Source organism: Helicobacter sp. CaF467b (genome assembly GCF_022664765.1).
Classification (GTDB): Bacteria; Campylobacterota; Campylobacteria; order Campylobacterales; family Helicobacteraceae; genus Helicobacter_D; species Helicobacter_D colisuis.
In genome coordinates this window covers 1,125,288-1,140,962 of record NZ_JALAIY010000001.1, presented here as the reverse complement: position 1 = coordinate 1,140,962, position 15,675 = coordinate 1,125,288, and the positions used below count along the sequence as shown (strand labels likewise).

The window sequence follows — 15,675 nt, the reverse complement described above, 5'->3', positions numbered from 1 at the left end:
AAAAAGAAATATTTGATGATTAGGTAGCTTTAGATTTAGCCTTTGATTCCAAAGTTGTTGTTGTTCTTCTATCCAGCTTTGATTTTGCTTTAAAAACTCTAAACATCTCTTTTTGGTAAAGTGTTTTGGGGCGCTAATTAGCAAGGTAGAAGAATCTCTAAAAGACATTCTTAGGTTTTTGTAATTGCGCTTTTGAATAATCTTAAGCTTAAAAGGAAGCATTAGAATTTACAAAGCGATTGTTAATGGGCGATAGGATTTCAATTTTATATTGAACTTGATTGTCCTTGATATTTTCTTTGAAATAATCCTTTGCGCTAGGGGTATTTTTGCGATAAAAATATTCAATCCCAAAAGCAGTGGCGTAATTAATCCAATCGTATTCTAAATCCGCATTAAGCATTTTACTCTCTTCGCTTAGTAAATCATCTAAAGGTTGAATTGAGTTTGCAATATACATTTTTTTTCTATCTTTGGGTTGTGTGATGGAGAGAAGTGTTGGGCTGTAGTTGATTTGTGTGGAATAGACACCTTCAGTTGCGATACTATAATAAGTGAGTTGTGAAAGGACAATGCTTGAATTAATCACAGGTGTATTAAGAAAAATTCGTGAATGCTCTAGTAAGGGCTTGAGCGTTCTTGCGGTTTTTGTAAAATTGGAATTATCTTTAAGATTAAAAGCAGTTGAATAAACAATGTTGGGATTATATTTTAAGACGCTTTGGTGGATTTGATTGCCTATGTAGCTAGAATCATAAAAACTAGCCGCTTTGCTTTGTGGATTAAATCTGGAGAGTTCTTGGATTTGCTCTTCATAGCTAATGCCCCCATAGATAATGTTTGGAAGTGGGGTGGTTGTGATTTGAGAGGAATGCACACTGGGTATAAAAATAGGGGTTTGAATTTTAAGTGTGTTAAGATTATTAGCGCCATTGTAAGTTAGAATTGCGATGATTTGTCGGTAACCTTTAGAGTGAATCGCATCAATAGTAACTTGCAGATCTTGTGCAGATTCGCTTTTGCTATCAAAGACTTCGAAGTTAAAGGGCTTGTTTTGGTGCAGTAGATAACTTAGAATCACATTAGTAGTTGAGGCTGAATAAGCACCAATGTCTTTGCGAGAAAATAAAAGTGCGATATTAAAAAATGATTGTTTGGAATTTTCAAAATAAGGAATTTGAGAAATATCTAAAGCACTCATTAGCGCATTAAGCGATTCAAGTAGGGTTTGATTTTGGTTGTCTTGTGTGAAATTAGCAATAAAAGAAAAGACTTGTCCTTGTTCTAATAATCTCTCCAAACAGCTTGTGTTGCATTTTTGGGTTTCAATATTTAAAATTTCTGTGCTAGGAGTGGGGAGAGGTGATGGGTATCTTCCACTTGCAAAAATAAGGCTTGGTAAAAGCCATAGCAATAAGATTTTATTAATTGTTTTCATAGAAATCCTTTTTAAGGGTTAAAAATTCCTTATGAGCTTGTATTTTAAGCTCTGGTTGCCTTAAGAGCTGGGTGAGTGAAAAGGTCGGAAAAAGTTTTAAGCCGTTCCATTTGAGTAATTTGCCTTGTATGTCTTTGTAGGGAGTTTTGTCTTGAGTTAGGGCGCTATAGACTTCTTCGCCTAAAATTACAATGATTTTGCTTTGAGAAAATTCTAATTGTTTAAGGAAATAGCCCATGCAGTTTTTAGCGCATTTATCTTGTGTATTTTTGGGAATCTCACATTTAAGAAGTGAGAGAATGGAGACTTCCTGCAATTGGAGTGCAAAGACATTTTCGATAATTTTTTTTAACATTAACGCACCTTTAGAGACAAAGCGCATTTGCAAATCTAAAAGAGGCGTCATAGTTAAAAAAAGCAGTTTTGAGCGTGGATTGCAAAGTCCTGTGTGTGGTGGGGAGAGTTTTTGTGGGCAGAGTTGGCATTCTTTGATGATTTGATTAAGATTCTTTGGGCTTTGGCTTGGGAATTGAGTTTGTAAGGGTTTTTGGAATTGCAAATTACAATAATCAAAACCAATGGATTTTAATAAATAAAGTTTTTGTAAAAGTAATGCCCTTTGAAGTGTTTGCACTTAAATCCTAAAATTTTGAAATAAAAGTAGAATTATAAAGTTAAAAAAATTAAAGGTAGATAATTTTTAAATAAGGAATAAAAATTGCTTGTAAAATGCCATAGGAACGAAATTTCTTTCTCAAGGATAGAGTAACATTTGGGAGAAAACAATGTATTATATTGATGCACGAGGAAATTATTCTTCTTATATTAAAGGTGTAACTTTTTCACAAGAGATTCAGCAAAATTGGGCTTCAAGAAGCAAAGAAAACAAAAGACTAAGCACAACTTCAAGTCAAGATAAATATTTTGAGAAACAAAAATTAATGCAGGAGGCGATTTCGCAACTTAAGCAAAACGGAAGTATTTCGCCTAAAATTGCCAAAGAAATTAATGTAGAGGCTTTGAAAAATAGCTTAGAGAGTGCCAAAGAGGGGCAGTCTAGTGCATTATCAATGTTAGGGCAGGGAGGAGAATCGCAAGAAGCAGCAAAAAATAGTGTATTTGATTCTAAAAATGCAATCCCAAATCCACTTGCCTTAGATGAAGAAATGCAAAATAACCAACATCTAGCAACACTTGATAAAATAGCATATGAGGCAAGTAAGGCTAAAGAAAAAGAAAAAATCAGGCAAGAGATTAAGGAAAGTCTTACAAGTAAAAATCAAGAATCTACAATGGCAACTTCCACTTCTGTGGGGAATTTTTTTGAAAAAACACTTGTTCAAACAAGTTCTAAAGTTCCACAAAATGTGAGTGAAGAGGTCAAAAATGCTTATAATCCTCTAGAAATCAATGCAGAGGAGAGTGTGGGGGAGAATGCAATAAGCTTTATTGATGAGGTAAGCGGGAAAAAGGTTGCTATTCCTTTAAGTGAAGCAAACGCTAAAAAACTAAATGAAAAGTTTGGAAGTTTAGAAGTAGCAAGTGATTATGTAAAGGGTTGGTATTATGATGCTGCTTATGGTATGGGTTATTTAGAGGGCGATGTAGATGGTGATGGAAAAATTAGCTTAGAAGAGGGAATTCACTTAAATAGCCTTGTTTCTTTAAAAGATGGGCAATACCATTCTATAGCTGAGCAGATTCCAGGTAGTGTAGATGAACAAATGAAGTTCTTAGAACAAGTTGGTTTTATTGATAATTTGGGAGATTATATTAATCATTCTATCTCGCAAGATAGTAACTTAGATGGTGCTTTAAGTCTTAATGAAATTATGGGGGATAAAAATGAAATTATGCTTTTTCAAACTAGCAAAGATTCTAAAAGTCTAGATATTTTTGTGATACAAAAATTCAATCTTGAAGTTGAAAATATTGAGGAATCGCTTAATAATATTTTGCTAAATTTGGGTGCTAAAGAAGAAACAAAAGAGCCAAAGCAAGAAAAAAAAGATGAGGTAAAAGAATCTCAAGAATCACAAGCAAAAGTTGTAACTAATAAAGAAGAAATCAAAGAATGGTTAGAAGTCGCTAGAGATTTACAAGATGAAAATTATTTAGATTCTTTGGAGTTTTCTAAGAGAGAGAATTTGCTTAAAAGTGATAAAATTTTACAAAATCTTTTATTGAATGTTTAAAATGGAAAATTATCAAAATCTCTTGATAGAAATTGTGTTTTTTGCTGTGATAATGGGAATCTTATTGCTTTATAAAAGAAAGCTTAAATAGGGGAATTATTTAGGCTTTCTTGTGGATTATTGAATAATATAAGCCTTAATAATTTTTTGCTCTTTGAGGGGCTTGTCTTGAGAATTAGTGGGAGAATACTCAATTTTTCTTAGAGTTTTGAAGCTTTCTTCTTGATTGTCTTTGCTAATTTCTCCAAAGATTGTGTGTAGTCCATTTAAATGGGGTGTTCTTGTGGTGGTGATGAAGAATTGACTTCCATTGGTATTTGGTCCTGAATTTGCCATAGCTAAAATCCCCGTTCTATCAAAGGCATAGCCTTGAGCAATTTCGTCTTCAAAATCTTCTCCCCAAATGGATTCTCCACCACTGCCTGTTCCTGTTGGATCGCCACCTTGAATCATAAATTTGCGAATCGTGCGATGAAAAATTGTGCCATTATAATATCCATTATTAATGTGTGTTGCAAAGTTTTCCACAGCTTTTGGCGCCACTTCTGGGAATAAGTCTAGAGTAATTTTTCCTGAAGTTGTTTCTAAAATGGCTTGAATCTTTTTAGATTCTGCAGCATTGAGTGAAACTCCCAAAATAAAGTAGCAAAGAAAAAGCTTAAATAAAAAGTGAATTAACGCTTTCATTGTGATTGATCCTTCTAATAACTTCAGCAAACAAAGGTGCTACGCTTACGACTTTAATTTTTTCTATTTTTTCTTTAAGGGGGATAGTATCTGTAATAATAATTTCATCAAGGGAGCTTTCTTGGATTCTTTGGTAAGCAGGACCGCTAAAAACTGCGTGTGTGCCTAATGCAATCACACTACTTGCACCATTTTTCTTAAAAGCTTCTGCAGCCTTTATGATAGTCCCTGCAGTGTCAATCATATCGTCAATTAAAATGACATTTTTGCCTTCTACATTTCCAATAATATTCATCACTTCACTTTCATTTGCCTTTTCGCGTCTTTTATCTACAATAACAATTTCTAGCCCTAAAAGTTTTGCAAAGTATCTTGCGCGAGCTACTCCGCCAATGTCAGGACTAGCAATGATTGGGTTTGGGAAGTTTTTGGAAGCAACATAATTTTTTAACACAATAGAACCATAGAGATTATCCACAGGAATATTAAAAAAGCCTTGAATCTGCCCTGCATGTAAATCCATTGTAATAAGGCGCGTGATTCCAGCACATTGCAACAAATCTGCGACTAATTTTGCGCTAATTGGCACTCTTGGAGCAGCCTTTCTATCTTGTCTTGCATAGCCAAAATAAGGCATAATAACATTAATAGAACCCGCAGAACTTCTTTTGAGTGCATCAACCATAATAAGTAGCTCCATTAAATTATCATTAGTGGGCGCACAAGTGGGCTGAATCACAAAGACTTCTTTTCCTCTTACGCTCTCACAAAGCCTAATATTAATTTCTCCATCGCTAAAACGCGTAATTTCAGCATTAGACAATTCCACATCAAGACTTTTTGCGACTTTCTCGGAAAACTCACGATGCGCATTCCCACTAAAAATTTTAAAATTTTGCATTAGACACCTTTGAAAAGATTTAAAAGTGTAATTATAGTCTTTTAAAATTTAAAAAACTAAGAAAAATTACTTTTTACAATAATAAACAAAAGCAGGTGGTAGATTATTCCAAATAATAGGGGAAGTTTTGACATGAGAAAAGTATTTTCGAAGTTTCTTTTTAAAGCTTAAGGCTTTAGGAGTGGGGAGCACATAAGCAAAGGTAGAAAAACTTCCTCCCTTTTTTAGGGCTTGATGAATATTTTTTAAAAGCAAATCTTGTTCTTTTGATTTAAGCAAACTCCAGGGAATTCCAGAGACAATAACATCAAGATGTTGAATATCTTTATTGCGCATAATTGAAAGGATTCTGTTGGCATTTTTGTGTTCTATTTCAATATGGGGAAATTTTTCTTGGAGTTTTTTAACAAAGTGAGGATTAATTTCAATGGCAAAATAATGAGATTCTTTAGATTTGAGATTGAGAATCTTTTGAGTAAAAGCGCCTAAGCCTGGACCAATTTCGGCAATGTAATTTGCGTTTTGAAGATCTATGTTGCTAACTATAGCTTGACTTAGGGCTTGGGAACTAGAATAAAGAGAGCCTGTGTGCTTTGGGTGTTTTAAAAATTCTAAAAGCATTGATTGCCTTAATATTTATAGTGTAAAATTGTATTTTTTAGAAACTATGTTGTATTATAACAAAATTATTGTTATGAATTTGTCAAGAAAATATAAAGTTTTTAAAGTAAAATAATCTTCAAATGAGTAAAGAATGGGAATTATAGAATTTTTAGAAAAGAGTAGTTGTGAGGAGATTGAAGCATTTTGCTCTCAAAGATTTAAGGAAAATTTGAATTTTTTTCAAGCTAATTATCCTAATCTTTTTGCAGCTTTGCAAGAGCCCTTTAAAGAATATCAGCTCTACATTGGTAAAGAAGGCTTAAATATCATTAGCACACTTAATAACTCTTTGATGTTTCCCTTAGATAAGGGTTATTCAACGATGCTTTTGGTGCATAAAAATTGTGCCTTTAATCCGCCAATTAATGAAAAGTGGAATCGTATCTATGGTAGCGATATTTCTATAATGAATGAAGATTTTCCTTATAGTTCAATTTTGGTTAATGGAATTTTGGATTTTGTAGCCCAAAATGGCGGTGTTGATTCTTACCACTTGCCTTCAGATTTTTTGCCCAATATTAGTCTTTTTGGGCTTGGGGGTGGAATCTTCTTGCAAGCATTAGTGGAGAAATACAATAAATTTAACAATTTTTTTATTTTTGAAGAATCACTAGATTTGTTTAGAATTGCTTGTTTTTTTGTAGATTTTGCAACTTTATTTTACAAGACAGAAAATAAGGGTGGATACATTTTTATTGAAAGCTTGATGAAAAAAGATTATGCTCTAAGCTTTTTTTTGATGCGAAGAATCAGCACTTCTGTGATGCGTTTAGAATTAATGATGTATCAAACTCCTCTTAATATGAGTGCTCGATCTATTGTGCATGAATTGCACTTGCAATCTCTTAGGGGTTGGGGGACTTATGAGGATGAAATGATAGGAATTAGAAATAAAAAAAGTTTTCCACTTTTGCCTATGTTAGTGGAGCCAAAACGCATTAATGCTCCTATTTGCGTGATTGCTAATGGACCAAGTTTAGATTATTTACTCCCTTTTATTAAGACTAATCAAAATAAAATGATTCTTTTTAGTTGTGGAACAGCGCTAAAACCACTTTTGGCTGCTGGAATCAAACCAGATTTTCAAATTGAAATTGAAAGGCATCATTATTTGGGGGAGGTTTTAAGGGAAGCTCCACTTGGTGATATTCCCTTGCTTTGTGCTTCAGTGCTAACTAAAGAAGCTAAAGAATTAGCAAAAGAAATTTATTTGTTTGAAAGAGATGGTTCTAGTGCTGCAAATTTAAATGAGCCCAAATTTAAAGTCAAATTTACAGCACCGCTAGTGGGGAATGCTGGAGCCTCTTTGGCGAGTTATTTAGGTAGTGATGTAATTTTGTGTGGGCTTGATTGTGGGTATAAAAAGGGCGCTAAGAAACATGCCAAAAATTCTTATTATGGAGAAGAAAAAGAAGAGATTCCACAAGGCGCTTATCAAGTAAGGGGTAATTTTAGTGAGGATATTTATTCAGATGCTCTTTATTCTCTCTCGAGAAATGCGCTAGAAGAAGCCTTTAGAACCCTTAAGCCTTTTAATATTTTAAACTTAAATGATGGTGCTTATATTCAAGGGGCTACTCCCATACATTATGAAGATTTTGAGCTAAAAGAAATCAACAAAAAGGAGGCTTTGGAGCAACTAAAATCACTTTTTAAAGATCCTAAAGCAGAGAAATTTTATACTAGAGATTCTCAGCTTTATATTTTTGAGATTCTTGCTTTTAAAAACACAATTGGAGATTTATTTAAAGCAAAAGTAAGTAACAAAAAAAGTCTTTTTAGTGCGGTAGATAAAATCTTTGAGGTAATCGCACAAACTTCCCAGAAAAATGCTTTTATAGGGATTTTATTTGGAGGGACTTTAAGTCATTTTCTTTATCATTTGGTGTTGGGTAGTTTGCATTTGCCTTATGATAATATGGAAGATCTTTGGAGAAAAGCAGGAGAATTGTATGGTAAGGCAATGGAAAAAATGGTGGAGAATCTAAGGGAAACAATAATTGGAACGCAGATTGCTTTATAGGGTAATGTATTTTAAATAAAATTCAAAGGATTGAAATGGTAACAAAAAAAACGATTTCATTAGTTTTAGCAGGAATGCTTTTTGGGACAAGTTTGTTTGCTGCGCAAGTTAATACAGCTACAACTACAACAACTGAAGTTAGCCCTATTGGCAATGTAAGTTTGCAGACAAATAGAAATTCTAATGTGCCAACAAATTTACAAGGTATAGAAGTTGGTGGCGATGATATTGTGATTCCAAATGCACCTATTATCACACCTTCTAGTATTATTGAAATTAGCGCAATAGGTATGGGTGTTGCTCCAGAATCAACACTTTCTCCTGCACAAGCCTTAGCCTTAGCTAAAAGAGCGGCAATTGTTGATGCATATAGACAGATTGGTGAGAAAATGTATGGGATCAGAGTAAATGCACAAGATACCGTTAGAGATATGGTATTAAAGAACTCTACGGTAAAAACTAAAGTAATGGCAGTGATTAGAAATGCTGAAATTATCGAGACTATTTATAAAGATGGTTTGTGCCAAGTTAATATGGAATTAAAGCTTGATGGAAAAAGATGGTATCGTATTTTAACAGGCGAAAATTTTTAATTTTCTTATTACTTGTAGTGCTTGGGGGGTGTGCTAAGCCCTCTTTAAGCCTAGAGAAAACTACTCCTAAAATTATCTTTTTTTCTACAAAAGATTTTCGATTCTATGATGCGGGATTGATAAAATCTTATTCTAATGGCGACATTTCTTTGGAAATTTTTAATGCAGGGCATTTACTTTTAGAATTTTTGGTTTTTAAGAATCGTATTTGCCTTAATCAACAATGTTATGCAAAAAATACGATAACTAGAAAACTTTTTGGCAATGATGGGTTATTGGAATTGGATTTTAAAGCTATTTTAGAAGGCAAAGAGATCTTAGGAGGGAAAAATAAAGTGGTTTTTAATGAAGGCTATGAACAAAGAATAAATGATATAAATTATCAAATAACCTATCAAGTTACAGCCCAAATGATCTCTTTTAAAGAGCTTAATAGTGGCTTTACTCTTATTATTTCAGGAATCTAAATGCAAATTTATCAGCCCAAAGAGGGATATTGTTATAATAGTGATACTTTATTTTTGTATGATTTTGCATTAAAATCTCTTAAGCCTAAAAAGCAGGTTTTGGAAGTGGGTTCTGGTAGTGGTGTGCTTGGACTTCTTTGTGCAAGAGAAGTGGAAATGAATTTAGCTATGATTGAGAAAAATCCCAAAATGCTAGAGCTGTGCCAACATAATCTTAGAGTAAATAAAATTAGAGCTAATTTGATAGGCGGGGATTTTTTAGAATATGATTTTTTAGATTTGAAGTTTGATTATATTCTTAGTAATCCTCCCTTTTATCATAATGGCGTGATTCGAAGTAAAAATAGTGATATTTGCCTTGCAAGATATGAAGAAAATTTACCCTTTAGCGCTATGGTTAAAAAAATAAATACCTTGTTAAAACCGCAAGGGGAATTTATTTTTTGCTATGATAGCAGGGAAAGTTTTAAGGTTTTTGGTATATTATTTGAATTTAAAATTAGACCCATTGTGGTGCGCTATGTGCATCCTAGAGAGAGCGAGGAAGCAACACTGCTACTTTGTAGGGCAAAAAAGAATTCTAAAAGTCAGATGCGAATCTTGCCTCCTCTTTTAACGCATTGGAATAATGAATTTTCAAAAGAAGTGCAAGAAATTTATAAGTGCGCTCATACTTGGAGTATTAAATGCTAAAGGCAGAGGGATTTTTATTTGATTTTGATTTCACAAAATGTCAAGAGTGCGGTGGAAAATGTTGCAAGGGAGAAAGTGGTTATATTTTTGTAACTCCAAATGAAATTCAAAAAATAGCAAAATCACTCCAAATGGATTTTGAGAGTTTTGCTCTAAAATATGTTAAAAAGGTTGGCTATCGTTATTCTTTAATTGAAAAAAAGGAAGCAAAAGGAGAAGGTTATGCCTGTATCTTTTTTGATGAAACAAAAGGACAATGTCAAATTTACGAGAATCGCCCAAAACAATGCATCAAATTTCCATTTTGGGATTGTTATAAAGAAAATTTTGAAACTTTGATAGAGGAATGTATCGGTGTTATTAAAAAATAAAATTTTAATTATTTTGGTAAGTGGAATCTGTTTGTTTTTAGTTTTGGTGGGTTGTTTGCCTAAAATGCAAATTGATTTTTCTAATAACACTTACAAAGAAATTGAAAATTTAGAAGATATGTATATTATGCAAGCTTATGCAGCTTTGGATTTAAAGCTTCATGATTTAGCTAAAGAAAATCTAACTAAGGCTTATGAATTAACACAAGATAAAGCCTATTTAAAAGAAATCATTGGAATCTTAATGCTTAAAGAAGAGTGGAATGAGGCTAAAAAAATAGCTTTGGAATACCAAAAAAAATACCCTAAAGATGAGGAAATGCAGCAAGTATTGATTGAGATTTTAGGGAATATGGGAGACTTTAGAGCAGCTAATCAAGAGATTCAAGACCTACTCAAACAAGATAGAAGCGCTCAAAATTTAGAAATTGCATCTTCGATTTATTTTTTGCAAAATGATTATCAAAAAGCTATTGCCTATTTAAGAGAATCTTATTTGCTAAGTGGAAATGAACAGATTGCTAATAAACTCGCTTCAATTTATTTACTTTTTTTGAAAGATAAAAATAAAGCAATTGGAGTTTATGAAGAACATATTAAAAAATATGGAATTTCACAAAATATTGGAGAGAGACTAGCTTTAGTTTATTTAGAAGAGAAAAAAGTTCTTGATGCAGCAAGAATCTATCAAAATCTCTATAAAGCAACTCACGATTCAAAATATGCTCGTTTTGTTTTAGAGATTTATTTTAAAGGTAATTATTTTAATCAAGCAAGAAAATTTTTGGAGCAAAATCCAAATATTCAATCAAGAGATGAATTTTTATTGGAAATTTATCGCCTTACAAAAGAACATAAAAAGGCTATAGCGCTATTGCAAAAACTCTATGCAGAAAATGGTAATGTAGATTATCTTGCCTTAGAAGCAATGTTGATTTATGAAAATGCGCAGAATCGCAATAACATAATACTTTTAAGGCAAGTAACTAATAAATTTGAAGAGGTGGTAAAAAAATCCAATAATGCTTTATATTGGAATTATTATGGATATTTGCTAATTGATCATAGTTTGGATATAAAAAAAGGGATGCAATGTGTGCAAGAAGCTTTGAAGCAAGAACCAAAGAATCCTTACTTTTTAGATTCTTTAGCGTGGGGTTATTATAAACTTAATGATTGCAAAAATGCTCAAATGGTTATAGGTGAAATTGCGCAAGAGGATATTCAAAAAGAAAAAGAGATTTCTGAGCATTTTAAATTAATACAGCAATGTAAAATTCAATAAAAAGGAGTGTAAAATGGTTGTTTTAGTAACAGGAGCTTCTGTTGGTTTTGGTAGAGAGATTGCAAAGATTTTTGCAAAAAATGGGCATAAGGTAATTGCTCTAGCAAGACGCAAAGAAAAATTAGAATCATTACAAAAAGAAATTGGGAATTGTGCAATAATAGTTTGTGATATTTGCGATAGAGAAGCCTTGAAATTAGGATTAAAATCACTACCTAAAGAATATCAAGAAATTGATGTTTTAGTGAATAATGCAGGATTAGCATTAGGACTTCAGAGAGCAAGTGAATGTAATATTGAAGATTGGGATCAGATGATTGAAGTAAATATTAAGGCTTTGACATACATAACGCATCTTGTATTGCCACAAATGGTGGAGAGAAAAAGCGGTCATATTATTACTATAGGTTCGATTGCTGGTAGATATCATTATCCTGGGAGTAATGTTTATGGGGCAAGTAAGGCTTTTGTGCGACAATTTGCGCTTAATTTGAGAGCAGATTTAGCAGGAACAAATGTGAGAGTAAGCGATATTGAACCTGGACTTACTAGTGATAGTGAATTTTCTTTGGTGCGATTTAAAGGGGATATAAAGCAAGTAGAAGCACTTTATAAAGATTCTAATGCACTTAAACCACAAGATGTTGCAGAGGCAGTTTTTTGGGTGGCAACTTTGCCAAAACACGTAAATATTAATACTTTAGAGATGATGCCAACTTCGCAAAGTTTTGCGGCATTAAATGTTTATAAAGATAACAAAGCCTAATTGACTTAAGATTAAAAAGCTTATAAGAAACTAGAATCTTAGATTGCAAGTAGCTTTTTTTAAGATTCTTGATTCTTTTGTGTTGCCATTTTAGAGAGAAATTCTTCTAAGTTAAATTTTTTGCGTTGATTTTCTGTGAAAATATGCACAATAATATCGCCTAAATCTGCAACAATCCATTCTGGATTTTCTTCATCAACATGGAAAAAAGTTTCATCTTTTTGTTTTAAATCTTTTTTTAATGAATCAAGCAAGGCAAGGGCGTGTTTATCTACAAAAGCGGTTGTGATGATAACATAATCTACAAAATAATCAGTATTTTTTAAATTAAAGACTTCAATATTTTCGCCTTTTTTATCTTCTAGGATTTGTATGATATTTTCTATAACTAGTTGTCTATTTTCTTGCAATGGAATTCCTTTAAAATATCTTGAGCAATAGCTTTTGGAATTGATTTTAGAATCTTAAAATCTTGCTTTTGCAAAGAATTTCTTACTTGTGTTGAGCTAATGGAAATAGTTTGCATAGGCAAAATTTTAAAATTAGAATCAATTTTGTAATTTAATCTTGGAATTATAACAAATTCTACTTGATTTTTTAATTTTTCGTAATGATACCATTTAGGGAGATTCTCTAGATTGTCTGCGCCAATGATGAGGTAGATTTTTTTTGGTTTATAGGTTTGTTGAATGAAGTTTATTGTTTCATAGGTTGGAGTTGGCTTGTTTTGTTGGATTTCAAAATCTAAAAGTGTGATGGGTAAAGTTAAATCTTGAACTAAAATCTTAATCCACTCTAGGCGTTTCTTCGGGGAAAAAAGGGATTGGCTTTTGAAGGGGTTTAAAAAAGCAGGGACAATAAAAAGTCTCTCCACTTCTAAGGAATTAAAAATAGTTTGTATGACTTTTAAATGCCCTAAATGTGGCGGATCAAAAGAGCCGCCAAAAACTGCAATTGTTTGCATGAAATCCCCAAAAATTAATGTAAAATTGTAGCATATTTTAAGGTTGGTTGTATGGAGATTGTTTTTACTTTTGTTTTAGGTGCTATTTTTGGGTCTTTTGCTAATGTTTTGATTTTTAGGATTCCACAAAATATGAGTATTGTTTTACCTTTTTCTTTTTGTTCTAAGTGTAAGAAAAATCTTTATTTTGCAGATAAAATTCCTATTGTTTCTTATCTGATTTTAGGTGGCAAATGTCGCTATTGTAATGAGAAGATTCCTAAGTGGTATTTGCTTAGTGAAGTTTTGGGTGGAGTTTTTGGAGTTTTTAGTTTTTATTATTTTGGAATCTTGGGTGTGATTGGATTTTTCTTATTTTTATTTTTTTATGTTTTAAGTGTGATAGATTGGCAGTTTTTAGAAATACCTGATAGTTTAAATTTTTTCAATCTTGCATTGGCAATTTGTTTTGGTGGGTTTTTTGGGGAATCTTTTTTTGTTGAAAAGCTTTTTGCTGAATCTTGCCTAAATGCACTTTTGTTTATGGGGTTTGCAAGTTTCTTGCGGTTGTTTATAGGGAGTTTATTGCAAAAAGAAGTGATGGGGGAGGGCGATATTGTTGTTTTTGGAACACTTGGAGCGAGTTTGGGTGTTTTGTTGGGGGGATTGTCTATTGTGATTGGGAGTTGTTATGGGCTTATATGGATTTTGTTAAGCAAAAAATCAATGTTGCCTTTTGTGCCATTTTTGTTTTTGGGATTTTGTAGTGCGGTTTTATTAAAATATGTATTATAATCTTTTGATGTTTTTTGTAAATTTTTAGAGTATTTTGTGTAAAATATGGACTTTTAAAACTTAAATTAGGATATTTTTTGCGAATCAAAAATTATTTATTCCATAGCTTTGCACAAATTTTCTTTCCTATTTTCTTTGTGTTATTTTTCATTGCTTCTGTGGTGATTTTTATTCGCATTGCGGGTGTTACTTTTGTTGTGAAAATTAGCTTTTTTGAGCTACTTTCTTTATATTTTTATACTTTGCCATTAATGATTTTTTTTGTGATACCTTTAAGTTTTTTTGTGGCTTGCACGCTTTCTCTCTCAAGGCTTTCTTTTGATTATGAATTACCAGTTTTATTTGCTTTGGGAATGAATCCAAGTAGAATTATTAAGATTTTTTTACCCATTGCTATTTTAGTGAGCTTTTCACTTTTTATTCTTTCCTTGGTTTTAACTCCTTTAAGTGATACAGCCTATAGGCAGTTTTTAGAAGAGCGTAAAAATAGCATTAATATTAATCTTCAAGCAGGAGAATTTGGGCAGAAGCTTGGAGATTGGCTTGTGTATGTGCAAAAGAGTAAGGAAGATTTGAGCTATGAAGATATTGTTTTATTGTCTTTTGCCAAAGAAGGCGGAATGATCTTTTCGGATAATGCAAAGATTGTTAATCAAATGGGGGTTGTGGAGGCAATTTTAGAAAAAGGATCGATTTATCGCCCTAAGGAAGATTTTGTTGAGAAGATTTTGTTTGATACTTTGATAATTCGTAGTAGCATTACTGCTATTGATGAAGTGGATTTGGGAGTGATTGGTTATTGGAAGAGGGCTTTTTATGAAAATGAACGACAAAAAAAGACTTTAAGAAATTTAAGTATGTATGTTATAATGTCTTGTTTTCCACTAGTTAGTTTATTTTTCTTTCCGCTTTTGGGAATAAAAAATCCGCGTTATCAAAAAAATTATACTATTTTACAAGCAATGGGAGTGATTGGGATTTTTTATGCATTAATGTATTTAATGGCAAATTATTTACCGCTTTTAGGAATGTTTATATTTCCAATAATATGGCTTTTGTTGGGTTATTTGCTTTTTGAGAGAGTGATTAAAAAGTATTATTAGATGATAAAAGTTGCAATGCGGATTACTTATTATGGCGGAGATTTTTTTGGTTTTCAGCGACAAAAGGATCAAGTTACAATTTGCGGAGTCTTAGAAGAAGTTTTTAGAAGCATTGGGATTTTTGATCTTTGTGTGGGGAGTGGGAGAACTGATAAGGGTGTGCATGCTAGTGCGCAAGTTATTTCTGTTGATATTCCAGAGTTTCATAGGGATTTTGATAGATTAAAACAGCTTTTAAATACAAAACTTTATCCTAGGATTAAAATTAAGCAAATTTGGCAAGTAGAGAGCGGATTTCATGCGCGCTTTAGTGTAAAGAGAAGAGGGTATTGCTATGTGCTTTCTCAAAAGTATTCACCTTTTTGGGTTTTGTTTTCACATTTTTATCCTTTGAAAAATCCATTATTGGTGCAAGAATCTTTGAATGCTTTTAGGGGCGTTTATGATTTTGGGGCTTTTATGAAAAATGGTGGTAGTGGGTGTGAGAGTAGTGTGCGAGAGATTTTTCACGCAAAGCTTGTAAAAAGAGGAGATTTTTATTTGATTTCTTTTTGGGGAAATGGGTTTTTGCGCTCACAAATTAGGCTTATGGTTGGATTTTTGCTTGAAATTGATAAGGGGAATTTGGGAATAGAGGATTTAAAGAGACAACTTCTTGGTGAGAAAATCTTTAGTGTCCCTGCACCTTCTAATGGCTTATTTTTGAGTCGCGTGGATTATTAAAATGATAAGAATTGTTTTTAGTATTCACT

The 15,675-nt window shown here is 32.4% G+C and carries 19 protein-coding genes; 11 read left to right on the top strand and 8 right to left on the bottom strand.

The window, feature by feature from the left end:
• The 3 genes from MKD52_RS05815 to MKD52_RS05805 form a co-directional block, all read right to left on the bottom strand.
• The coding region (locus tag MKD52_RS05815) for a YgjP-like metallopeptidase domain-containing protein (protein ID WP_242099584.1) at positions 1–222 on the bottom strand (222 nt) is incomplete at its 3' end.
• Positions 209–1,438, bottom strand: a complete 1,230-nt coding sequence (locus MKD52_RS05810) for a hypothetical protein (RefSeq protein ID WP_242099583.1) — start codon at positions 1,436–1,438, stop codon at positions 209–211. The genes MKD52_RS05815 and MKD52_RS05810, both read right to left, overlap by 14 nt.
• Positions 1,425–2,072: a uracil-DNA glycosylase family protein gene (locus tag MKD52_RS05805; RefSeq protein ID WP_242099582.1), complete on the bottom strand. Its 648-nt coding sequence runs from the start codon at positions 2,070–2,072 to the stop codon at positions 1,425–1,427. The genes MKD52_RS05810 and MKD52_RS05805 overlap by 14 nt, the downstream gene beginning before the upstream one ends.
• A gap of 151 nt (positions 2,073–2,223) precedes the next feature.
• Between MKD52_RS05805 and MKD52_RS05800 the strand changes: the two genes are divergently transcribed.
• Positions 2,224–3,633 carry a hypothetical protein gene (locus MKD52_RS05800; protein ID WP_242099581.1) on the top strand — a complete coding sequence of 470 codons (1,410 nt, stop codon included), beginning with the start codon at positions 2,224–2,226 and terminating at the stop codon, positions 3,631–3,633.
• 117 nt (positions 3,634–3,750) lie between these two features.
• Here the strand turns inward: MKD52_RS05800 and MKD52_RS05795 are convergent, their stop codons facing one another.
• From MKD52_RS05795 to MKD52_RS05785, 3 genes are all read right to left on the bottom strand, one after another.
• A complete protein-coding gene (locus tag MKD52_RS05795) occupies positions 3,751–4,320 on the bottom strand; it encodes a peptidylprolyl isomerase (RefSeq protein WP_242099580.1) in 570 nt (189 codons plus the stop codon).
• Entirely contained in the window at positions 4,292–5,221 is a 930-nt protein-coding gene (locus MKD52_RS05790) for a ribose-phosphate pyrophosphokinase (protein ID WP_112056571.1), read from the bottom strand. The genes MKD52_RS05795 and MKD52_RS05790 overlap by 29 nt, the downstream gene beginning before the upstream one ends.
• Positions 5,222–5,287: 66 nt before the next feature.
• Positions 5,288–5,842 carry an rRNA adenine N-6-methyltransferase family protein gene (locus MKD52_RS05785; RefSeq protein WP_112056572.1) on the bottom strand — a complete coding sequence of 185 codons (555 nt, stop codon included), beginning with the start codon at positions 5,840–5,842 and terminating at the stop codon, positions 5,288–5,290.
• 133 nt (positions 5,843–5,975) lie between these two features.
• Between MKD52_RS05785 and MKD52_RS05780 the strand changes: the two genes are divergently transcribed.
• The 7 genes from MKD52_RS05780 to MKD52_RS05750 are packed head-to-tail and all read left to right on the top strand — an operon-like array spanning position 5,976 to position 12,082.
• Positions 5,976–7,907 carry a 6-hydroxymethylpterin diphosphokinase MptE-like protein gene (locus tag MKD52_RS05780; RefSeq protein WP_242099579.1) on the top strand — a complete coding sequence of 644 codons (1,932 nt, stop codon included), beginning with the start codon at positions 5,976–5,978 and terminating at the stop codon, positions 7,905–7,907.
• A 35-nt stretch (positions 7,908–7,942) separates the two neighbouring features.
• Positions 7,943–8,500 carry an LPP20 family lipoprotein gene (locus MKD52_RS05775; protein WP_112056574.1) on the top strand — a complete coding sequence of 186 codons (558 nt, stop codon included), beginning with the start codon at positions 7,943–7,945 and terminating at the stop codon, positions 8,498–8,500.
• A complete protein-coding gene (locus tag MKD52_RS05770; protein WP_112056575.1) occupies positions 8,467–8,967 on the top strand; it encodes a hypothetical protein in 501 nt (166 codons plus the stop codon). The genes MKD52_RS05775 and MKD52_RS05770 overlap by 34 nt, the downstream gene beginning before the upstream one ends.
• On the top strand, positions 8,968–9,660 hold the full coding sequence (locus MKD52_RS05765) for a methyltransferase (RefSeq protein ID WP_242099578.1): 693 nt from the start codon (positions 8,968–8,970) through the stop codon (positions 9,658–9,660).
• Entirely contained in the window at positions 9,654–10,031 is a 378-nt protein-coding gene (locus tag MKD52_RS05760) for a YkgJ family cysteine cluster protein (RefSeq protein ID WP_112056577.1), read from the top strand. Before MKD52_RS05765 ends, MKD52_RS05760 begins: the two co-directional genes overlap by 7 nt.
• Complete coding sequence (locus MKD52_RS05755) at positions 10,015–11,316, top strand: hypothetical protein (RefSeq protein ID WP_242099577.1); 1,302 nt, start codon at positions 10,015–10,017, stop codon at positions 11,314–11,316. Before MKD52_RS05760 ends, MKD52_RS05755 begins: the two co-directional genes overlap by 17 nt.
• 13 nt (positions 11,317–11,329) lie before the next feature.
• Complete coding sequence (locus tag MKD52_RS05750; RefSeq protein WP_242099576.1) at positions 11,330–12,082, top strand: SDR family NAD(P)-dependent oxidoreductase; 753 nt, start codon at positions 11,330–11,332, stop codon at positions 12,080–12,082.
• A gap of 59 nt (positions 12,083–12,141) precedes the next feature.
• Here the strand turns inward: MKD52_RS05750 and rsfS are convergent, their stop codons facing one another.
• Entirely contained in the window at positions 12,142–12,492 is a 351-nt protein-coding gene (rsfS, locus tag MKD52_RS05745; protein ID WP_112056580.1) for a ribosome silencing factor, read from the bottom strand.
• The gene (gene nadD, locus MKD52_RS05740) at positions 12,471–13,046 is read right to left on the bottom strand and encodes a nicotinate (nicotinamide) nucleotide adenylyltransferase (RefSeq protein ID WP_112056581.1); all 576 of its coding nucleotides are present in this window, start codon (positions 13,044–13,046) and stop codon (positions 12,471–12,473) included. The genes rsfS and nadD overlap by 22 nt, the downstream gene beginning before the upstream one ends.
• Positions 13,047–13,097: 51 nt before the next feature.
• On the opposite strand from nadD, the gene MKD52_RS05735 reads away from it, so the two are divergent.
• The 3 genes from MKD52_RS05735 (at position 13,098) to truA (ending at position 15,646) form a co-directional block, all read left to right on the top strand.
• Complete coding sequence (locus MKD52_RS05735; RefSeq protein ID WP_242099575.1) at positions 13,098–13,820, top strand: A24 family peptidase; 723 nt, start codon at positions 13,098–13,100, stop codon at positions 13,818–13,820.
• 77 nt (positions 13,821–13,897) lie between these two features.
• Positions 13,898–14,923 carry an LptF/LptG family permease gene (locus MKD52_RS05730; RefSeq protein WP_112056583.1) on the top strand — a complete coding sequence of 342 codons (1,026 nt, stop codon included), beginning with the start codon at positions 13,898–13,900 and terminating at the stop codon, positions 14,921–14,923.
• On the top strand, positions 14,924–15,646 hold the full coding sequence (gene truA / locus MKD52_RS05725) for a tRNA pseudouridine(38-40) synthase TruA (RefSeq protein ID WP_242099574.1): 723 nt from the start codon (positions 14,924–14,926) through the stop codon (positions 15,644–15,646).
• Positions 15,647–15,675 lie beyond the last annotated feature (29 nt).